This is a genomic window from Actinospineispora eucalypti (genome assembly GCF_039543365.1).
Classification (GTDB): Bacteria; Actinomycetota; Actinomycetes; order Mycobacteriales; family Pseudonocardiaceae; genus Pseudonocardia; species Pseudonocardia eucalypti.
Genome location: NZ_BAABJP010000001.1, coordinates 102,448 through 123,104, shown reverse-complemented (window position 1 = coordinate 123,104; position 20,657 = coordinate 102,448). Strand labels below are relative to the sequence as shown.

The window sequence follows — 20,657 nt, the reverse complement described above, 5'->3', positions numbered from 1 at the left end:
AAGTGGGCGGGTGACTGTGTTGTCGGTGATTGCCGGGCTGCTCGTGCTGAGCGGCATGCCGCTGGTCGTGGTCGGCTGGCTGGGCCGGCGGCGGCGACTGCCCAGGAACCGGTTCGCCGGGGTGCGCACCCCGGCGACCATGCGCGACCAGGAGACGTTCGCAGTGGGCAACCAGGTCGGCGCGCCGTTCTGCCTGGCCGCCGCCGCGGTCGCGGTGCTCGGCGGGTCGGGGGCGTTGTTCGCGCCGTCGGCGGTCAGCGGGTGGCCGCTGGTGGTGATCGGCGGGATCGGCGTGATCGCGCTGACCGTGACCGCCGGCCTGCTCGGCGACCGTGCGGCCGCCCGGGTGCCCGAGCCGGAGCGGTTCACCGGCTGCGGTGGCTCGTGCGCCTGCTGCGACCTGGCCGCCCGCAATGCGTGCGCCGGCCAGCCAGAAGCCTGAGCTAGTTGGCCGCCACGTCGGCGGGGAAGGTGGAGAGCAGGGCCAGCGGCATCCCCTGCCGGCGCAGTACACGACCCCAGAGATCGCCGTTGGTGGTGGCCAGCACGTCGTCCGGCAGCGCGGGGACCAGGATCCAGTCGCCCCGGCCGATCTCGCCGTCCAGCTGCCCGGAGTTCCACCCCGCGTAGCCCGCGAACACCCGCAGGCCACGCAACCGGGGGGCCAGCAGCGTCGGGTCGGAGTCCAGGTCCACCAGGGCGATCGGGCCGCGCACACCGACCACGCCGTCGATCGACTCCGGGTCGTGGCCGGGCTGGAACGCGGCGAGGCACAGCGCGGTGCGGGCGTCCACCGGCCCGCCGACGAACACCGAACCCGGCCGTGAGGTGTGCGGCGCCCAGGCCGGCAGCACCTCGCTCACCGGGACCTCGCTCGGCCGGTTGAGCACGACGCCCAGGGTGCCCTCGTCCCGGTGCTCGATGATGTAGACCACGGTGCGCCGGAAGTTCGGGTCCAGCAGCCCCGGCGCCGCCACCAGCAGGGTGCCCGGCTCGACATCACGCTCCTCCGCCGAGCCCTTCGCATCCGCCGCCACGTCGCTCATCGTTTCATTCTGCCCCCCGCGAATGACAGCGACGTGACGGCAACCGCATAGCCGCTTCGGCCGCCGGTCGCTATCATTTTTGACAGTTTTGTCAAAGATCGAGGACCGGGAGGTCGGCGTGGCGGACTCAAGATCGGTCGACGTGGTGCACGCGTTCTGGGCGGCGGTATGGCAGGGCCGCGATCCGGAGCGGGTGGACGACTTCGTCGTCGACGACTTCGTGATCACCACCGGCGGGGACCGGGTGGAGGGCCGGGAGAACTTCAAGGCCTGGGTGCGGGCATTCCTGGACAAGATCCACGACTTCGAGTTCGAGGTGGTCGAGTCCTTCCAGAACCACGACGGCAGCCGGGTCGCCTCCCGCTGGGTGGTGCGCGGGAAGAACAACGGCGTGCTCGGCACCCTCCCCGACCGGCGTCCGGTCGAGTTCACCGGTACGGCCGTGTGGGCGGTGCGGGAGGACGGGAAACTGCTGCACAACTGGGTGGAACGGGCCTCGTGGGAACTGTTCCAGAGGCTGGACGCCCAAGGCGCGAGCGCGGCCAGGCGGTAGCTGGGCTGTGGTTGTCAACGACTGGCATCGGGCACGTTCGCGGCGCCCAGCCGCGGTAGATCTCCCAACGGGGCGCCGGCCAAGCCGCCTTTCCAGCACGCCGGAGCCCACAATCGATGATCGCCGTTCCATGGTCATCAGGACACCGGGGCCGCTCCGCCCGACCCGCAACGGCCGCCATGCCCTGATGACTATGAACGGCCCGCCCGTGTTGCTCGCTAAGGCGCGAGCGCGGCCACCTGGGTTTCGGCGATTTCCCGCAGCTGGTCGGGAGTGAAGCCGGCCCGCTCCATCACCGCGATGCCCCGGGTGGTGGTGACAACCAGGCGGGCGGCCGCCGCCGGGTCAACGGCCAACGAGCTGGAATCCGGTGCGGCGGCCAGGCCGTCGCGCACCACCCGCTCGAGCCGGTCCAGGAATCCGCGCACCTCGGTGGCCACCCGGGGCGCGTCCCGGCCGGCATCCACAGCCGTTCGAGTGGAAAGACAGCCCCGGGACGGCTCGCCGGCCGTGATCGCCGCCACACAGAAGTCGAAGAACGCGGACAGCGCGGCGCGCCGGGTCGGCTGCCGCAAGGCCGCCGCGGCGCCCTCCAGGAACCGCCCCGAGTAGTCGCCGAACACCCGGACGAAGATCTCCTCCTTGCCGCCGTAGGCGTGGTAGAGCGAGCCGCGCTGCACGCCCGTGCCGGCCGCCAGGTCCAGCATCGACGTACCCCGGAAGCCGCGCTCGTCGAACACCTCGAGCGCCCGGCCGAGCGCCTCCCGCTCGTCGAACTGACGCACCCCGACCATCCCGTCCCCTTCCTTGACACTGTGTCAAAGATAGCGCCGGGGACACCTGCTCTTCACCGGATGGTCGCCTTAGGGGTTGGTCAATCCCTGACGGCGTTCGCGGGGCGAGCCGTTAGCCTTGGCGCTCGTGAGTTCGGCACACCGGCAGACCCGTAAGGACGGGTCATACGAGCACGCGCCAGCCGCCCTGGCGGAACCGGAACCACGGGTGTACCCGGAACCGGATCCCGCACCGGGTCCCAGGCGGCCGGCGGCTTCAGCCGAACCCGAAACCGAACCGGAGGAGCGCCTCGGCTGGCGCGGACTGCTCGGCACCCGGGGCTTCCGCCGGCTGCTGGCCACCCGGTTCGCCGCCCAGTGCGGCGACGGCATGTTCCAGGGCGCGCTGGGCGGCGCGGTGCTGTTCAACCCGGAACGCGAGGCCGACCCGATGGCGGTGGCTATCGGGCTGGCCGTGCTGCTCGCGCCGTACTCGATCATCGGCCCCTTCGCCGGCGCGCTGCTGGACCGCTGGGACCGCCGCCGCGTGCTCTGGGTGGCCAACCTGCTGCGCGGCGTGCTCACCGTGGGCGTGGCCGCGATGGTCGCCACCGGGGTGGCCGGCCCGCCGCTCTACCTCGGCGCGCTGGCCGTCGCCGGGGTGACCCGGTTCGTGCTCGCCGGGCTGTCCGCCGCGCTGCCCCACGTGGTGGTCAAACGGCACCTGGTCGAGGCGAACGTGCTGGCCACCACGGTCGGCGCGGCGGTGGCGGCGGGTGGCGGCGCGCTGGCCATCTCCCTGCGCGCGGTGTTCGGCGGGGACAACACCGGGTCCGCGGTCATCACCGTGATCGCCGCACTGGGCGCGGTGCTGGCCGCGGTGTTCGCCGCCGGGTTCCGCCAGGGCGTGCTCGGCCCGGACGAGCGCACCGAGGCCAAGCAGGCGATCGTCGCTGTGGCCCGAGGCCTGGTGGACGGCGCCCGCGCGATGGCCGCCGTGCCCAGCGTGGCCTCCTCGTTCACCGCGCTGATGGCGCACCGGCTGGCCTACGGCATCTCGATACTGCTGATGCTGCTGTTGTTCCGGCACTCGTTCTCGTCCAACGGCGTCCTGCTGGCCGGAATGGCCGGGATCGGCGAGATGGTGGGCGTGGCGGCGGCCGGGTTGGCGGTAGCCGCGCTGGTCACCCCCTGGCTGGCCCGCCGGCTGGGGCGGGGCAACACGGTCCGCATCTCGCTGGTCGTCGGAGCGGCGACCATGCTGGTGCTGAGCACCGCGATCTGCATGGAGATGGCGATGGTCGGCGCGTTCGTGCTGACCTGCGCCGGCCAGATGGTCAAGCTGTGCGCGGACGCGGCGGTGCAGAGCGAGGTCGGCGACGATCGCCGGGGCCGGGTGTTCGCGCTGTACGACGCGGTGTTCAACATGTGCTACGTCGTAGCCGTGGCGGCCGCCGCAATCCTGGCCCCGATGCACGGCCGCAGCCCGTTGCTCCTGGTCCTGGCGGCCGCCTGCTACCTCCTCGGCCTACTGGCCCACGAGCTCCTGACCCGCCGCCGCGCCGCCCCCACCCCCACCTGATTCAGTCGGTTCAGCAGGCTGGTTCAGTCGGTTCAGCCGCCGAAACTGACTGAATCAGCCGCCAGAACACACTGAATCAGCGGCCAGAATGCACTGAATCAGTGAGGGGGTTGGGCGGCGTACCAGGTGCGGAGTTCGGTTTCGGCTTCCTCGTGGGAGATCGGGCCGCGCTCCATGCGCAGGGCCAGCATGTGTTTGTAGGCCTTGCCCACCAGTGGGCCGGGCGGGATGCCCAGGATCCGCATGATCTCGTTGCCGTCCAGGTCGGGCCGGATCGCGTCCAGCTCCTCCTGGGCGCGCAGCGCGGCGATGCGCTCCTCCAGCGAGTCGTAGGAGCGTTGCAGCGCCGAGGCCCGGCGGCGGTTGCGCGTGGTGCAGTCGGAGCGCACCAGCTTGTGCAGCCGGTCCAGCAGCGGGCCGGCGTCGGTCACGTAACGGCGCACGGCCGAGTCGGTCCACTCCCCGGTGCCGTAGCCGTGGAAGCGCAGGTGCAGGTAGACCAGCCGGGAGACCTCGTCGATGGTCGCCTTCGAGTAGCGCAGCGCGCGCAGCCGGGCCCGGGTCATCTTCGCCCCGACCACCTCGTGGTGGTGGAAGCTGACCCGGCCGTCCTTCTCCAGCTTGCGGGTCTTCGGCTTGCCGATGTCGTGCAGCAGGGCGGCCATCCGCAGCACCAGATCCGGCCGGCCGGGCTCCTCACGCGAAATCGCCTGCTCCATGACGACCAGCGAGTGCGTGTAGACGTCCTTGTGCTGCATGTGCTCGTCGGTGGCCAGGCGCATCGCCGGTACCTCGGGCAGCACGTGGTCGGCCAGGCCGGTGTCCACCAGCAGCTCGATGCCGGCGCGCGGGTGTGCGCCGGTGATCAGCTTGTTCAGCTCGGCCTGCACCCGCTCAGCGGTGATTCGGGTGATCTCCGGCGCCATCGCGGTCATCGCCGCGCGCACCCTCGGCGCCACCGAGAAGCCCAGCTGCGACACGAACCGGGCGGCGCGCAACATGCGCAGCGGGTCGTCGGCGAACGAGTCCTCCGGCGCGGCCGGGGTGTCCAGCACCCGCGCGGCCAACGCGGCCAAACCGTCGTGCGGGTCGACGAACTTGCGCTCGGGCAGCTGCACGGCCATGGCGTTCACCGTGAAGTCGCGGCGCAGCAGGTCGCTCTCGACCGTGTCGCCGAAGGCCACCTCGGGGTTGCGGCTCTCCCGGTCGTAGCGGTCAGCGCGGAACGTAGTGATCTCCACGGTCTGCCCCCGGCGGACCGCGCCGATGGTGCCGAAGGCGATGCCGGTGTCCCACTGCCGGTCGGCCCAGCCGCGCAGGATCTTCTGCACCTGCTCGGGCCGGGCGTCAGTGGTGAAGTCGAGGTCGCCGCCGGAGCCGGCGCGGCCCAGGAGCGCGTCCCGCACGCTGCCGCCGACCAGGTACAGCCGGTGGCCGGCGGCGGCGAACCGCCCCGCCAGCTCATCGGCCGTCGGCGCCAGCTTCAACAACTCCACCACCGCATTCTCCCGGACCCGGGTCATTCGATGGGCAGAGTGAGTCGGGCGATGGTGCAGGGACGGCGAGGACGGCACAGTGGAGGCCGGCACGGAGGTTGGCACGGCGGGCCAGTCTAGGCAATCGCGTTCCTCAACCAAACTCGGTTGGCCGAACCACGCCGAACTAACTGATCGGTAACCGAACGACCGTCCGGGAAAACCGAACGCTGATCGGCTCATACGGCGAACGTGGAGTTAGCGACATCGTTACCATCCTCGACATGTCCCCTTCCCGCGGTCGCTCGGATGGGCGCCGCGGGCGCGGCCCGGAGCGCAGACGACAAGGCCGGCTGCGCACGGTGGACGAAACCTCCGCCGGCGGGCTTGTCGTGGACCGCGCACTCTCCATCGCCGCCGTGATCGGCCGGCTGGACCGTCGCGGGCGCCTGCTGTGGTCCTTACCCAAGGGCCACATCGAGCCGGGCGAGACGCCGGAGCAGGCGGCGGTGCGCGAGGTGCACGAGGAGACCGGAATCATCGGCTCGGTGGTGGCCCCGCTCGGCACCATCGACTTCTGGTTCGTGGCCGACGACCGGCGCGTGCACAAGACGGTGCACCATTACTTGTTACGGGCCACCGGCGGCGAGCTCTCCGACAACGACGTCGAGGTCACCGAGGTGGCCTGGGTACCGCTGGATGAGCTGGAGAAGAAACTCGCCTACGCGGACGAGCGGCGGTTGGTACGCCGCGCGAACGCCCTGTTGGAGGAATCGGCGTGATGCCGGGTCGGCCTCGGCCCGCGACCAGACTGGTCGCGTTGGCCGTGCTGACGCTCGGCCTGTTCGGTCTGCTGGCCACGCTGCTGCCCCCGGCCGCATCGGCTCAAGCACCGACTCGAGCACTGGCTCAGGTGCCGGCCCAGGCGCCGGACCGGGAGCAGACCCGGAGCACCGCGAAGCTCGGCCTGCGCATCGACTCCATGGAGCCCCGAGTGGTCACGTCCAGCTCGCCCGCCGAGCTCACCGTGACCGGCGTCGTGATCAACACCGGTGACCAGCCGGTCAAGAACCTGCAGGTACGCGCGCAACGCGGGGACCGGCTGCGCACCGACGGCGAGATCCGGACCGCGCTGACCGGTGCGGCGGCCGACGACGCGGTGACCCCCGGGTTCGCCGACGTCGCCGACCAGCTCGCGCCCGGCGAGCAGCACCCGGTGCGGCTGGTCATCCCGCTGCGCGGGTCGTCCACCACCTCGCTGGCCCTCCAGCGCACCGGGGTGTACGAGCTGCTGATCAACGTGAACGGCTCGACGTCCGGCGGCGGCCAGACCCGGCTGGCCGCCGTGCGCACGCTGCTGCCGGTGCTCGGCTTACCCGCGGCGGCCGGCGCGACCGCCGCGCAGAACCCGCCGGTGAACCCGCAACCGGCGACCAAGCCGACCGCGATCACGATGCTCTACCCACTGGCCGACCAGCCCCGCCGCCTGCCCACCGGCCCCGGCGAGCCGGTGCTGCTCGGCGACGACGAGCTGGCCACTTCACTGGCCCAGGGCGGCCGGCTGTCCGGGCTGGTCGGCGCGCTGGAGGTGGCCACGCCGCCCGGTTCACCGGTGCGCGACGCGGTCTGCCTGGCGGTGGACCCCGACCTGCTGCGCACCGTGCGGGACATGTCCCAGCCGGACGGCTACCGGGTACGCGGGCCGGACGGCGCGGAGTCCGCCGGCCGGGGCGCCCAGTCGGCCAAGCAGTGGCTGGACCGGCTGCGCGCGGTGGCCGCCGGCCGCTGCGTGATCCCGATCCCGTACGCCGACGCCGACCTGGTCGCGCTGTCCCGCGCCGGGCTGGACGACTTGGCCCGCTACGCCACCAAGGACGGCGCGCGGATCGCCACCGAGATCCTCGGCACGCCGGTGCGCGCCGACACCGTGTGGCCGGCCGACGGGCTGCTGGACGAGCGCGCGCTGACCGGTTTCCTGCGCGAGGGCGGCCGGTCGGTGGTGCTCTCCGCCGACTCGGTCAACCACTCCGGGCGGGGTTCCGGGGCGACCACGGTGGCCAAGCTGAGCAACCCGGCGGCCGCCGCGACCGGTCTGCTCGCCGATCCGCTGCTCACCCAGGCCGCCGAGGGCCAGGAGGAGGCCCGGATCACCGGCAGCGCGTTCGACCCCGCCGGCGGCGGCCAGCGCAGCCTCGCCTGGCTGGGCGGGGTGAGCAACACCAGCCCGGCCGGCACCGGGGCGCCGCTGTCCGCGCAGGACGTCATCGGCACGCTGGCCCATCGGGTGTTCAACTCGACCAACCCCTCGGTCCTGCTGGCCCCGCCGCACCTGTGGAACACCCCCGGCCAGGATGCCCAGGCGCTGCTGGGCGCCGTCGGCGCGCTGGTCGCCGCCCGCCAGGCCGTGCCCGCCCCACTGCCCACCCAGGCGGCCAACCCGGGCACCGGCTCGGCCAGCCTGGTCTACTCGCTGCGGGCCGGCGCCCGCGAGGTACCGACCGCCGTGACCAACCGGCTCCGGCAGGCCCGCGACGTCGCCGGCCAGCTGCGCGGGGCCGCCCAGACCCAGTCCGGCGTGGGGGCGACCGTCGAGCAGGTCTTCGACCCGGTCACCGAGGCGATGCTGCGCGGCGGCTCGGCCATGTGGCGCGGCCAGCCCGAACTGGCCCGCAACGCCACCACGGTGATCACCCAGCGCGTGCAGCTGTTGCGTTCCCTGGTGCGGGTGATGGAACCGCCGACGCCCTACGCGTTCGGCGCCGAGGAGGCCCCGCTCCCCATCACCCTGGCGAACGGGCTTCCGGTGGCCATGCGGGTGAAAGTTGCGCTGGCTCCGACGCCCGGTCTGCGCACGGAACCGATCGAGGAATCCCTCATCCCGCCGTTCGGCCGGCTGCCGTTGAAGGTGAACGCGCAGCTCAGCCGGGCCGGATCATTCAGCGTGGAGGCACGGCTGACCACTCCGGCCGGCGCGCCGCTGGGAGTGCCTAGCCGGTTGCTGCTGCGGTCCACCGCCTACGGCACCATCACAGTGTGGTTGACGGGCACGGCGTTCCTGCTGCTGGTGATCCTCGCGGTGCGACGGATCATCCGGCGGGTTCGTCGCGACGGCTCAACATCCCGGGTTTCCGGACCCGCGGAAGTGGCCGAACCGACCGCCGAGCCGATCCTCGCGGCGGCGGGCGCTCCGTCCGGCGCGCGGAGGGCCCGGAGACGCGGCCGGCACGCCGGGAGGTCGGCGAACCCGACTCCCGATCCGACCGAGGCCCCGGAACCGACCGAGGCCCGGAAAGCCACGGACACCCGGGAAGCGACCGAGGCACCGACCGGCGAACCGGAAGCACCCCGGCGGCGGACGGCCACCCGCGCGGCGCTGACCACCGGAATCTCCCCGATGGACGCGACCCCGACCGTGCCGGCGCTGCTGCCGGCGAGCCTGCCGGAGGAGCCCCACCCATCGACGGAACCGTCCCGCTCCCCAGCCGCGCCTTCCCACGCCACGGCGGACCAACCGACGCGCGGCCGGTCGACCCGCCGGCACGAACGCACCACCCCCGGGATCCCGGCCGACCGCACCCCGCCGATGCCGCCGGACCGCACCCCACCGGCCGCACCGCCGGACCGCACCCGGCCCGGCCTGCCCCCGACCCCACCACCGGACCACGTCTCCCCGGGCATGTCCCCGGGAACGCCGCCGGACCGCACCTCCCCGGGCACGCCCCCGACCCCACCGCCGGACCGCACGTCCCCGGCGATGGCTCCGGCGGACCGCATGCTCCCGGGAACGCCGCCTCCGGCGCGCACCCCCTCGGGCCTGCCTCCGGCGGCGCCGTGGGAGCGCAACCCGGCGGGCCCGCCGACGAACGCACCGGCGGACCGGCCCTCGACACCGCCCACGACCCCGCTCACCCGGCCGGCCCGCCGCCGCCCGCCGAACCAACGGGGCGCCACGCCGCCGAGCCACCAAGGCACGCTTCCGAGCCAACCGGGCACGCCGCCGAGTTCGCCGCCCGGAACGCCGAGGAACCACCAGGACGGCACACCGGCGAACCAACCGTCCCCGCCGAACCAACCGCACCTGCCGCCGAACCACCCGGGCAGCGGCGCCCCGACCAACCGCCCCAGGACGAACCCGGCCTGGCCGCCGGCGCAGAACGGCCGGCCCGGCCCGGTGCCGCCGAGACCGGGCGAGCCGTCCCGGAACGGCCGGCCGGAGGAGTCGACGCAACAGCCGAGCGAGCAGAACGAGCAGGACCGGCGGAACAATCAGCCGAACCGTCCACGCGGCCCGAAGCTGCCCCGGCGGTGAGCCCGGTCGCGACCCCGCAGCACCGCAGGCCCTCGCTCTTCCGCGCCAGCGGTTCGATGGCATTGGCCAGCCTGGTCAGCCGGATCACCGGGTTTGCCCGGCAACTGGCGCTCGCCGCGGCGCTCGGCCTCGCCGTGGTCAACGACTCCTACACGGTGGCGAACACGCTGCCCAACATCGTCTACGAGCTGCTGCTGGGCGGCGTGCTGACCAGCGTGATGGTGCCGCTGCTGGTGCGCGCGCAACGGGACGACGCGGACGGCGGCTTGGAGTACACCCGCAAGCTGCTCACCGTGGCCGCCGTGGTGCTGCTGGTCGCCACGCTGATCGCCATCGCCTGCGCGCCCCTGCTCACCTATCTGTACCTGGGCAGCGGCGACGGGCACAGCGCGGCCAATCCCCGCCTGGCGAGCGCGTTCGCGCTGCTGTTGTTGCCGCAGATCGTGTTCTACGGGTTGGGCGCGCTGTTCGGCGCGATCCTGAACACCCGCGGCGTGTTCGGGCCGTTCGCCTGGGCGCCGGTGCTGAACAACGTGGTGATGCTGGGCGTGATCGGCGCCTACCTGGCCACCCCGGGCGAGATCGACCTGACCAACATCCGGTTTGACGACCCCAAGCTGCTGGTGCTCGGTATCGGCACCACCCTGGGCATCGTCGTGCAGACGCTGGTGCTGCTGCCCTCGATGCGCAAGGTGGGCGTGCGCTGGCGCCCCCGGCTCGGCTGGGACCGCCGGCTCACCGAGGCGGGCGGGCTGGCCCTGTGGGTCATCGCCTACGTGCTGATCGGCCAACTGGGCTACATCGTCACCACACGGGTGGCCGGGCCCAACTCGGGCAGCGTGGCCACCTACACGAACGCCTGGCTGCTGCTGCAGGTGCCGTACGGCGTGCTCGGGGTGTCCCTGCTGACCGCACTGCTGCCCCGGATGAGCCGCGCGGCGGCCGCCGGGAACATGACCGGCGTGGTCAGCGATCTGTCCCTGGGTAGCCGCTACTCGACCGTGGCGCTGATCCCGGTGACCGTGCTGATCTCGCTGTTCGGCGGCTCCATCGGCGTGGCTCTGTTCAGCATGGGGCGCACCAGCGAGGCCAGCGCGGCCCGCCTCGGCGCGACCCTGGCGGTGTCCGCGTTCGGCCTGCTCCCGTACGCACTCACCATGCTCCAGCTGCGGGTTTTCTACGCCATGAAGGACGCCCGCACCCCCACCTTGATCCAGATGATGATGGTCGCGGTGAAGGTTCCGCTGCTGCTGCTGTGCCCGATGGTGCTGTCCCCGGAGAACGTGGTGCTCGGCCTCGGCGTGGCGAACAGCTTCTCCTTCCTGGTCGGCGCGCTGGTCGGCCAGGTGTGGCTGCGCATCCGCTGCGGCACGCTGGACACCTCGTCCTCGTTCCTCACCTTCGGCAAGACGGCGGTGTGCTCGTCGATCGGGGGATTCGTCGCGGTGGGTCTGATGTGGTACGCGCTGGGCGGGGTGCTCGACGGGTGGCCGCCGGTGGCCCGCGCGTGGGTCGAGCTGGTGGGCGGGACCGCAATCACTCTTCTGGTGACTCTCGGCATGATGCGGTTGGTTCGTTTGGGTGAACTGGACCCGATCTGGCAGCGAGTACGCGGCCGAGCGGGGAAATGATGGTGACGCTCCGATCTCGCCACGCCGTAAACGCGGCCGAGCGGACCGGACCTGTCGTACCCTGGGGCCATCCGGCCAACGGAGGGGGTTGAGCGGGGTGAACGGGCCAGCGGAACAGGGTTCGTCCGCGACCCTGGGTGGGTCCTCACCGCGTTCCGGAGACGAGAGCGAGCCGGGGTCACCAAACTCGAACGGCCGTGCGCCGGACGCCGCCCGTCCCGCCGAGCCGCTGGAACCGACCCAGCCGCACATGCCGCTGCCGGACTTCGACTCCGACGACCCGCCCGCCGCCAACGGCACCAGGCTTCCGGCGGAGGTGCCGGTCACCAGCCTCGCCTCGCCGGTCACCGCGGAAACCACCAACGGCTCGTCGGCGCCCGGCCTCTCGACCAGTCCGGCGCGGCTGGCCGTGGGCGGGATGATCGCCGGCCGCTATCGGCTGCTCGGCCAGGTCGGCGCGGACGCCTCGGTGCACGCCGTGTTCTGGCAGGCCAGGGACATCGTGCTGGCCCGGGACGTCGGGCTCACCCTGCTGCGCGAGAGCAGCGAGCCCGGCCAGACCGACCAGGCCGCCGAGATGATCAACATGGCGCTCCGCTGGGGCCGGTTCGAGCATCTCGGCTGCGCCCGGCTGCTGGACGTCATGCAGCGTGGCCGGGGCGGCGTGCCGGACGACGTGCTCGGCGTCGCGGTGACCGAGTGGGTGGAGGGCCGGTCGCTGGCCGATACGGTGGCCGCCGGGCCGCCGGCCACCGGCCGGGCGCTGCGCATGCTGGACCCGCTGGCCCGCTGCGCCGATGCGGCACACGCGCAGGGCCTGGTACTGGGATGCGCGCACCCCCAGCGGATCCGTATCACCCCGGAGGGCCAGGCGCGGCTGGCGTTCGCGCTGCCCCCGCCGTCCACCACCCCGGTCGACGACGTGCGCGGGCTGGGCGCGCTGCTCTACACGCTGCTCACCGGCCGCTGGCCGCTGTCCGGCACGGACGCCGAGCTGGCCGGCCTGCCGGCGGCGCCCCGGGACGTGCAGGACGTCGCGGTTCCGCCGGGCATCGTCCGCCCGGGAGTGTCGCTGGAGGCGTCCGCGCTGGCCGTCGGCGCGCTCGGGTCCTGCCCCGCGCCGGAGCAGGTGCACACGGCCACCGCCGTCCACCAGGCCATCGAGGACCTGCTGGACGCCGAGGACGAAGTTGCCCTGCTGCCTCCGCCCAACGACGGCGGCACCGCCTTCCCGGACGAGGTCTGGCGCGCGCCCGGTTCCGAGCCGGAGGACGAGCCGGAGCGTAAGCGCAAGGTGTCCATCGGCATGGCCTGCCTCGGCGCCGGTCTGCTCATCGCGGCGGTGTACGTCCTGATCCAGGTGGGCTCTGTGCTCGGCGTGCTGCCGTCGTCCACGCCGGCGATCGTGGTGGACGGGGCCCCCGGCGGCACCGCCCAGGGCGCCGCGCCGCCCCCGGCCGGCCCCGGCGAGGCCGGGCCCGGTGGAGAGGCCGTGGCCCACCCCGCCTCGGTCCGGGTGTTCGACCCGACCGGCGACCCGGACAACCCGGGCCGGGTGGCCCGCGCGGTGGACGGCGACCCGAACTCCAGCTGGAGCACGTACCAGTACCGCAACCCGTTCCCGGTGCTCAAGCCCGGTGTCGGGATCATGGTGTCGTTCGCCACGCCGGTGCAGCTGGCCCGCCTGACCATCGTCTCGCCGAGCAGCGGCAGCCGCATCGAGATTCGCTCGGCCCCCACACCCGACGCCGCCTTCACCCAGACGATCCCGATCACCGACACCACCATGGTCGGCGGGCGGGCCGTGGTCTCCCTCTCCGGCAGCCAACCGGTGCAGAACGTGCTCATCTGGATCACCAAGCTCTCCCCGGCGAATATCACCGAGATCTCCGAACTCCGCTTCGAACGTGCAACGGGCTAGGACGCGCCCCCACGATTCCGCGAGTTCGGCACTGTTTGCGATCGCGAACGACGGATGCCGAAGCCGACCGCGCCACCGGCCGAGCGATATAACTTCACCGACGTGCCCACGGCGGACGACCAACGGACGGACGGCGAGCTGCTGCACGCCCACCTGGCCGGTGACCGGTACGCCTTCGGCGAGCTGGTTGAACGCCACCGCAGGGTGCTCTGGTCGGTGGCCGTACGGGCGATGGACAGCGCGGAGGATGCCGCCGAGGCGGTGCAGGACGGGTTGCTACGCGCGCACCAGGGCGCGGTCGGCTTCCGGGGTGAGGCGAACGTGAGGAACTGGCTGGTTCGCATCGTGGTCAACGCCTGCCGGGACCGCTACCGGTACAACCGCGCCCGCCCTGCCCTGCCGCCGCGCGGCACCACCGAGGTGGACGTGCCCGCGCCGAGGAACCCGATCGAGGACCACGAGCTGCGCCTGGACGTCGAGCAGGCGCTGCGCCGGCTGCCGATGGACCAGCGGCTGGCCGTGGTGCTGGTGGACGTACAGGGCTACTCGGTGGCCGAGGCGGCACAGATGCTGCGCGTGCCCGCCGGCACGGTGAAAAGCCGCTGCTCACGGGCTCGGGCCCGGCTCGGCGAGCTGCTCAGGCCCGGCACCCCAGCGGCAGCGACGGGGGAGCGGCCATGACCGACCCGTGCGAGGCCTTGGCCGCGCTGCCGCAGCTCGAACCACCAGCCGATGTGCTGGCCAGCTGGCACGCCGCCCTGGCCGCGGCCCCCTCGCCCGCGCAGGCGCCCTCGCGAGTCGAACAAGTGTTTCACGTGAAACATCGCCGCAAGCCAGCACGTCCGAGACGGATCTCACCGCCGGCGCTATTCCGCTTCGCGGCCGCCATACTGCCGATAGCCACTGTGCTCGCACTGAGCAGTGCGGACACCGCCAACGCCCCCCAGGCCCTGGCATTGCGCGCGGACCAGCTCGCCACCCCGGCCGCGCTGACCGGCCTGCACCCGCCCGGCCCACCCGCCTGTCCGGCCCGGGTCGGCGACGGCCACCCGATCGGGGAGCGGGACGTGTTGCTGGACGGCCGCCCTGGCCGGCTGCTCGTGCTCACCACCGACAAACCCGGCCGCCTGCGCGCCCTGGTGCTGTCCGCCGACTGCGCGACGGTGCTCGCGGACACCCTGGTAGGACGCTGAACACCCCAGGTGGCGACGTGGGTCACCGCGCGGAATTCCGGCTCCTAGGATCGTGTTGAACCGCGTGCACCGCGAGACACCCGAATGGACAGGTGGGTAGATGGCCGGCGAGCAGGACGTGCGAGAGCTAGTGATCATCGGATCGGGGCCGGCGGGCTACACGGCGGCCGTTTACGCGGCCCGCGCGCAGCTGAACCCGCTGGTCTTCGAGGGCACCCAGTTCGGTGGCGCACTGATGACCACGACCGAGGTGGAGAACTACCCCGGCTTCACCGACGGGATCATGGGTCCCGAGCTGATGGAGCAGATGCGCGGCCAGGCGAAGCGGTTCGGCGCCGAGCTGCGCGCGGAGGACGTCGAAGAGGTCGAGCTGCGGGGCGCGATCAAGACGGTCACCGCGAACGGCCGCACCTACCGGGCCCGCGCGGTCGTCCTGGCCATGGGCGCCGCCGCCCGCTACCTGGACGTACCGGGTGAGCAGGAGTTGCTCGGCCGGGGAGTCAGCGCGTGTGCCACCTGTGACGGGTTCTTCTTCCGCGACCAGGACATCGCGGTGATCGGCGGCGGCGACTCGGCGATGGAGGAGGCCACCTTCCTCACCCGGTTCGCCCGCACCGTGACCATCGTGCACCGGCGCGACGAGTTCCGCGCTTCCAAGATCATGCTGGAGCGCGCGCAGAACGACCCGAAGATCCGCTGGCGGACCAACGTGACGGTGGAGCGCGTGCTCGGTGACACCACAGTCAAGGGCCTCGAGCTACGCGACACCAACACCGGCGAGACGTCCACCCTGGACGTGACCGCGATGTTCGTGGCCATCGGGCACGACCCGCGCAGTGACCTGGTGAAGGAAGTGCTGGACACCGACGAGGACGGCTACCTGCGCACCCGCTCGCCCAGCACCTACACCGAGATCCCCGGCGTGTTCGCCGCCGGCGACCTGGTCGACCGGACCTACCGCCAGGCGATCACCGCCGCCGGCTCCGGCTGCGCCGCCGCGATCGACGCGGAGCGCTGGCTGGCCGAGCAGCCGGTGGAGTCGGAGTTCGTCGGCGGCGGTTACGCCGCTTCAGCTACCCACTAACAGCAAGATCGACAAAGAGAGAGGCACCATGGCCAACACCGTGAACGTCACCGACGACTCGTTCTCCGATGACGTCCTGAACAGCGCAAAGACCGTTGTGGTGGACTTCTGGGCGACCTGGTGCGGGCCGTGCAAGATGGTCGCCCCGGTGCTGGACGAAATCGCCGGCGAGAACTCGGACAAGATCACCGTCGCCAAGCTGGACATCGACAAGAACCCGACCACCGCCCGGGACTACCAGGTCATGTCCATCCCGACCATGATCGTGTTCCAGGACGGCAAGCCGGTGAAGCAGATCGTCGGCGCCAAGCCGAAGGCCGCACTGCTGGCCGACTTGTCGGACTACCTGTAGTCCGACAAGTCAGGCCTCGTGAGTGGCGAGTGTTGCTATAGCGATACTCGCCACTCACAAGCCACGTTGGGGGGCGCATGCGCCCCCCAACGTGCACCCAGGGCACAATAAGCGCGGCCCGGGCGCTCATCCGGCGCCAGAACTGACGGTCGAGCGAGCGAGGGGTGCATGCGGCTACTGCGCATCGGAGACAGCGGTCCAGCCGTTGCCGAGGTGCGGGCCACGCTGCGCGATTTCGGGCTGCTGCCCGCGGTCGGTGACGAGCCCGACCAGACTTACGACTCGGCGGTGGAAAGCGCCGTACGAGCGTTCCAGCAGCGACGCGGCCTGATCACCGACGGAGTGGTCGGCCCGGCCACCGCGCGGGCGCTGCGCGAAGCCCGGTGGACGCTGGGCGACCGGATGCTCGGCCTGCTCATCTCCTCGCCCATGGCCGGCGACGACGTGCTGGCGCTGCAGGAACGCCTGCTCGAGCTGGGCTTCGACCCGGGCCGCCCCGGCGGCGTGTTCGACGCGCAGACGGAGAAGGCGCTGCGCGCGTTCCAGCGCGAGTACGGCCTGCAGCAGGACGGCATCTGTGGCCCCGCCACACTGCGCGCGCTGCGACAGCTGGGCCGCAGTGTCACCGGCGGCCGCCCCGGCCTGCTGCGCGAGCAGGAGCGGGTGCGCAAGGCCGGCCCAAGGCTGAGTGGCAAGCGGATCGTCATCGACGCCGGGCACGGTGGCCCGGACCGGGGCGTTCAGGTCGCCGGCGTCGCCGAGGCCGACCTGATGTGGGACCTGGCCCGCCGCCTGGAGGGCCGGATGGCCGCCACCGGCATGGAGGCGCTGCTGTCCCGGTCGGAGCACTCCTGCCCGCCGGAGCCCGAGCGGGCGGCATTCGCCAACGCCGCCGGCGCCGACCTGCTGCTTTCCTTGCACATCGACGCCAACCGCAGCATGCACGCGCAGGGCCTGGCCACCTTCCACTTCGGCACCCCGAACGGCACCACGTCCACCATGGGCGAGGCGCTGGCCGGGCTGATCCACCGGGAGTTGCTGGCCCGCACCCGGATGCTGGACTGCGGCATTCAGCCACGCACCTGGGAGATGCTCCGGCTGACCCGGATGCCGGCGGTGCGGATCGAGGTCGGCTACCTGACCCACCTCGGTGACCGGCGGAAACTCCTCGACCCCCGGTTCCGGGACGTGGTCGCCGAGGGCATCCTGGTCGCGGTGAAGCGCCTCTATCTGCTGGACCGGGACGACCAGCCCACCGGCACGTTCACCTTCCAGGACGTGCTGGCGCACGAGCTGGCCCGCGCCGAGTAAACCCTCAGCTACACGCCGGAACCGTGGGCGTCGCGCCCAACCGGGGCGCCAGCGACTCCCGGGAGATGCCGGTGTTCTGCGCCGGAATGGTGATCTCGCCGAGCAGCCGCTCCAGCGCAGCCTCGACGTCTTCCTTCCAGGACAGCTCGCTGCGCAACTCCAGGCGCAGCCGTGGCCAGCGCTGGTGCGCGCGAACCGTCTTGAAGCCCACCGAACGCAGGAAGTCGGCCGGGATGACGCAGGTTGAGTCGGAAGTCGGAGCCGCGTCACCGAACGCCTCGATAGCCTTCACGCCGCGCCGCGTGAGGTCCTTGGCCACCGCCTGCACCAGCGTCCGGCCCAGCCCGTCACCGGACATCTCGGGCAGCACGGCCAGCGCGGTGAGCAGAACGGCGTCGTGCCCGACCGGGCCCGTGGGGAAGGCGTTGGCCCGGGGCACCACGGCCGGCGGCGCGTACAGCGCATACCCGGCCGGGATCCGGTCCACGTAGGCGATCTTTCCGCAGGAGCCCCAGTCCAGCAGCACGCTGGACAGCCAGGCCTCCTTCTCCAGCTCCAGGTTGCCGTACTCGGCGGCCTGCTCACCCAGATGCGGGGCGAGCTCCCAGAACACGCAGCGGCGACACCGCTTGGGCAGCTCGTCGATGTTGTCCAAGGTGACACCGACCACAACGGGAGACACTTCCGGCGGACCTCCGGGTGATTCGTGTGGTCGGTCAGTGCGGGCAGGGTGCCCTCATTCGCAGGATAGATCGATCCAGTGCCCAATCGGAACCGTCCAGCCGGGGCATCCAGTCAGCCGGTCGGCGTACCGCGCCGAAGGGTCGGTGACCGTGCGCAGCGCGCGAATGCGGCAGGGCCGCCCTTATCGACCGTTAGACTGACCGCCGATCCGCCCAGTCACAGGGCCGATCCGCCCCGAACAGGAGAGTGCCGCGTGCCCGATCCGGACCTGCCACTGCCCCGCGTCCCAGCGCTGACCGACCGCTTCGCATCCCGCACCGAGGGGATGACCGCGTCGGAGATCCGAGCGCTGTTCGCGGTGGCGAGCCGGCCGGAGGTGGTATCGCTGGCCGGCGGTATGCCGAACCTGGCCGCGCTGCCCCTGGACACCCTGGCCACCGAGGTCGCCGAGCTGATCGCCAAGGACGGCCAGGTGGCGTTGCAGTACGGATCCGCCCAGGGCGTGCCGGTGCTGCGTGAGCAGATCACCGAGGTCATGGCCGTGGAGGGGATCCGCGCGCACGCCGACGACGTGGTAGTCACGGTGGGCTCGCAGATGGCGTTGGACCTGGTCACCCGGCTGTTCTGCAACCCGGGCGACGTGGTGCTCGCCGAGGGCCCCTCGTACGTGGGGGCGCTCGGCTCGTTCGCCGCTTACCAGGCGGAGGTGGTGCACGTCCCGCTGGACGACGACGGGCTGCGCCCGGACGCTCTCGAGTCGACCCTGGCGCGGCTGGCCCGCGATGGCGTGGTGCCCAAGTTCCTGTACACGGTGCCGACCTTCCACAACCCGGCCGGTGTGACTCTCGCGGTGCACCGGCGGCCCCAGGTGCTCGAGCTGTGCCGCCGCTACGGCGTCCTGGTGGTGGAGGACAACCCGTACGGACTACTCGGGTTCACCGAGGAACAGTACCCGGCGCTGCGCTCGCTGGACCCGGACAACGTCATCTACCTGGGCTCTTTCTCCAAGACGTTCGCCTCCGGGCTGCGTGTGGGCTGGGCGCTCGCCCCCGCGGCCGTGCGGGACAAGCTGGTGCTGGCCGCCGAGTCGGCCACGCTGTGCCCGCCCACGTTCAACCAGCTGGTGGTGTCCCGGTACCTGGCCGGCCACGACTGGCTGGGACAGATCAAGTCGTTCCGGGAGATGTACCGGGAGCGGCGGGACGCAATGCTGCAGGCGCTCGGCACCCACCTGCCGTCCGGCTGCCGGTGGACACACCCGGAAGGCGGGTTCTTCGTCTGGTTGACCCTGCCCGAGGGCGTGGACGCCAAGGCGATGCTGCCGCGCGCGGTGCGGGCGCAGGTGGCGTACGCCTCTGGGACCGGCTTCTACGCGGGTCCGTCGTCGGCCTCGCTCGGCGCCCGGCAGCTGCGCCTCTCGTTCTGCTACCCGACGCCGGAACGGATCACCGAGGGCGTCCGCCGGCTGGCGGGCGTGCTGAACGCCGAGCTGGACGTGCTGGACACATTCGGCAGCCCGAGTAGAACTAACGTTCGCCGCGGACCCCAAACCCCCACTCCGGACACCACCTGACGCCTGTGACCAGCCCAAACACCAGTGCGGCCCTGGACCAGCTGACCGTGGTGGTGCTGGCCGGCGGCCTCTCCCACGAGCGCGAGGTGTCCCTGCGCTCCGGTCGCCGGGTGGCCGCCGACCTGCGAGACGTCGGCGCCACTGTCGTCGAGTGGGACGCGGACACCACCCTCCTGGAGCGGCTGCGCCGCGAGCGCCCGGACGCGGTGGTGATCGCCCTGCACGGCGGTGAGGGCGAGAACGGCTCGGTGCAGGCGGTACTGGAGATGCTGGAGGTGCCGTTCGTCGGCACCAACTCGTGGGCCTGTCGACGGGCCTGGGACAAACCCATCGCCAAGGCCGAGCTCGCGCGCGGCGGCCTGCACACCCCCGACTGGATCGTGCTGCCGCACGCCGCGTTCCGCGAACTGGGCGCCCGCGCGGTGCTGGAAGCCATCGTGCACCGCCTCGGCCTGCCCCTGATGATCAAGCCTGACCAGGGCGGATCCGCGTTGGGCGCGCAGGTGGTGCGTGAGGTGGAGATGCTCCCGGCGGCCATGGTCGACTGCCTGGCCTACGGCAACGCGGTACTGGCCGAGCGGTACGTGGAGGGTGTCGAGGTCGCGGTGTCGGTGTGCGCCGACCCATCACCGCGCGCGCTGCCGGTGGTGGAGATCTGCCCCAAGGACGGCGTCTACGACTACACCGCCCGCTACACCCCCGGGGCGACGACCTTCCACTGCCCGGCCCGCCTGTCCGCCCCGGTGGCGGATGCGGCCGCCCGGGCCGCCCTGGAGGCCCATCGCCTGCTCGGCATGCGCGACCTCTCCCGCACCGACGCGATCATCACCCCGGACGGCACGGCGTGGATCCTGGACGTGAACGTAAGCCCCGGCCTCACCGACACATCCCTATTACCGACCGCCGTATCGGCTGACGGCGGGCATTTGGGTGAGCTGTTCAGCACGCTTCTTACCGAAGCAATCCAGCGCTCAGGCCTTGACCGTTCCGCATCTCTCCGGGGACCGAGTCCGGTCGATCCCAAGAATTGACACATAGACCTTAGAACCGGCCAGAAAACCTCCGGTTCCAGGTCATACACGTCTCGCCAGCCGGCTATTTGAGCTGGTAGGACACCGTGTACACCGGCAGGTCCGTGCGTTGGTAAACGTCTACACACTGTCCACGTAC

General features: G+C 72.0%; 18 protein-coding genes. 14 read left to right on the top strand and 4 right to left on the bottom strand.

Going from position 1 to position 20,657, the window contains the following annotated elements; all coding sequences use genetic code 11:
* Positions 1–10: 10 nt before the first annotated feature.
* A complete protein-coding gene (locus ABEB12_RS00595) occupies positions 11–442 on the top strand; it encodes an SdpI family protein (RefSeq protein WP_185058423.1) in 432 nt (143 codons plus the stop codon).
* A 1-nt stretch (position 443) separates the two neighbouring features.
* Here ABEB12_RS00595 and ABEB12_RS00590 read toward each other — a convergent pair whose 3' ends face one another.
* The gene (locus tag ABEB12_RS00590) at positions 444–1,046 is read right to left on the bottom strand and encodes a YqgE/AlgH family protein (RefSeq protein WP_185058422.1); all 603 of its coding nucleotides are present in this window, start codon (positions 1,044–1,046) and stop codon (positions 444–446) included.
* A 118-nt stretch (positions 1,047–1,164) separates the two neighbouring features.
* Between ABEB12_RS00590 and ABEB12_RS00585 the strand changes: the two genes are divergently transcribed.
* The gene (locus tag ABEB12_RS00585; protein WP_185058421.1) at positions 1,165–1,599 is read left to right on the top strand and encodes a nuclear transport factor 2 family protein; all 435 of its coding nucleotides are present in this window, start codon (positions 1,165–1,167) and stop codon (positions 1,597–1,599) included.
* 218 nt (positions 1,600–1,817) lie between these two features.
* Here ABEB12_RS00585 and ABEB12_RS00580 read toward each other — a convergent pair whose 3' ends face one another.
* The gene (locus ABEB12_RS00580; RefSeq protein ID WP_185058420.1) at positions 1,818–2,393 is read right to left on the bottom strand and encodes a TetR family transcriptional regulator; all 576 of its coding nucleotides are present in this window, start codon (positions 2,391–2,393) and stop codon (positions 1,818–1,820) included.
* 304 nt (positions 2,394–2,697) lie between these two features.
* Between ABEB12_RS00580 and ABEB12_RS00575 the strand changes: the two genes are divergently transcribed.
* Complete coding sequence (locus ABEB12_RS00575; protein ID WP_185061036.1) at positions 2,698–3,954, top strand: MFS transporter; 1,257 nt, start codon at positions 2,698–2,700, stop codon at positions 3,952–3,954.
* A 98-nt stretch (positions 3,955–4,052) separates the two neighbouring features.
* On the opposite strand, the gene ABEB12_RS00570 is transcribed toward ABEB12_RS00575, so the two are convergent.
* Positions 4,053–5,477, bottom strand: a complete 1,425-nt coding sequence (locus tag ABEB12_RS00570; protein WP_345702448.1) for a CCA tRNA nucleotidyltransferase — start codon at positions 5,475–5,477, stop codon at positions 4,053–4,055.
* A 236-nt stretch (positions 5,478–5,713) separates the two neighbouring features.
* On the opposite strand from ABEB12_RS00570, the gene ABEB12_RS00565 reads away from it, so the two are divergent.
* From ABEB12_RS00565 to ABEB12_RS00525, 9 genes are all read left to right on the top strand, one after another.
* The gene (locus tag ABEB12_RS00565) at positions 5,714–6,211 is read left to right on the top strand and encodes an NUDIX domain-containing protein (RefSeq protein WP_185058418.1); all 498 of its coding nucleotides are present in this window, start codon (positions 5,714–5,716) and stop codon (positions 6,209–6,211) included.
* 44 nt (positions 6,212–6,255) lie between these two features.
* A complete protein-coding gene (locus ABEB12_RS00560; RefSeq protein ID WP_345702524.1) occupies positions 6,256–9,738 on the top strand; it encodes a DUF6049 family protein in 3,483 nt (1,160 codons plus the stop codon).
* A complete protein-coding gene (gene murJ, locus ABEB12_RS00555; protein ID WP_345702447.1) occupies positions 9,735–11,369 on the top strand; it encodes a murein biosynthesis integral membrane protein MurJ in 1,635 nt (544 codons plus the stop codon). The genes ABEB12_RS00560 and murJ overlap by 4 nt, the downstream gene beginning before the upstream one ends.
* 97 nt (positions 11,370–11,466) lie before the next feature.
* Positions 11,467–13,290 (top strand): protein kinase family protein, encoded by a 1,824-nt coding sequence (locus ABEB12_RS00550; RefSeq protein WP_185058416.1) that lies wholly within the window; start codon positions 11,467–11,469, stop codon positions 13,288–13,290.
* A gap of 54 nt (positions 13,291–13,344) precedes the next feature.
* Positions 13,345–13,971: an RNA polymerase sigma factor SigM gene (gene sigM, locus ABEB12_RS00545; protein WP_185058415.1), complete on the top strand. Its 627-nt coding sequence runs from the start codon at positions 13,345–13,347 to the stop codon at positions 13,969–13,971.
* A 224-nt stretch (positions 13,972–14,195) separates the two neighbouring features.
* Positions 14,196–14,483, top strand: a complete 288-nt coding sequence (locus tag ABEB12_RS00540; protein WP_185058414.1) for a hypothetical protein — start codon at positions 14,196–14,198, stop codon at positions 14,481–14,483.
* A gap of 100 nt (positions 14,484–14,583) precedes the next feature.
* Positions 14,584–15,567: a thioredoxin-disulfide reductase gene (trxB, locus tag ABEB12_RS00535; RefSeq protein ID WP_185058413.1), complete on the top strand. Its 984-nt coding sequence runs from the start codon at positions 14,584–14,586 to the stop codon at positions 15,565–15,567.
* A gap of 28 nt (positions 15,568–15,595) precedes the next feature.
* Complete coding sequence (gene trxA, locus ABEB12_RS00530; protein WP_185058412.1) at positions 15,596–15,919, top strand: thioredoxin; 324 nt, start codon at positions 15,596–15,598, stop codon at positions 15,917–15,919.
* 168 nt (positions 15,920–16,087) lie between these two features.
* Positions 16,088–17,230: an N-acetylmuramoyl-L-alanine amidase gene (locus tag ABEB12_RS00525; RefSeq protein WP_185058411.1), complete on the top strand. Its 1,143-nt coding sequence runs from the start codon at positions 16,088–16,090 to the stop codon at positions 17,228–17,230.
* 4 nt (positions 17,231–17,234) lie between these two features.
* Here the strand turns inward: ABEB12_RS00525 and ABEB12_RS00520 are convergent, their stop codons facing one another.
* Positions 17,235–17,912 carry a GNAT family N-acetyltransferase gene (locus tag ABEB12_RS00520; RefSeq protein ID WP_185058410.1) on the bottom strand — a complete coding sequence of 226 codons (678 nt, stop codon included), beginning with the start codon at positions 17,910–17,912 and terminating at the stop codon, positions 17,235–17,237.
* Between the two features lie 198 nt (positions 17,913–18,110).
* On the opposite strand from ABEB12_RS00520, the gene ABEB12_RS00515 reads away from it, so the two are divergent.
* Both ABEB12_RS00515 and ABEB12_RS00510 read left to right on the top strand, forming a co-directional pair.
* On the top strand, positions 18,111–19,487 hold the full coding sequence (locus tag ABEB12_RS00515) for an aminotransferase-like domain-containing protein (RefSeq protein WP_425572199.1): 1,377 nt from the start codon (positions 18,111–18,113) through the stop codon (positions 19,485–19,487).
* Positions 19,488–19,519: 32 nt separating this feature from the next.
* On the top strand, positions 19,520–20,518 hold the full coding sequence (locus ABEB12_RS00510) for a D-alanine--D-alanine ligase (protein WP_185061033.1): 999 nt from the start codon (positions 19,520–19,522) through the stop codon (positions 20,516–20,518).
* The last annotated feature ends 139 nt before the right edge of the window (positions 20,519–20,657 follow it).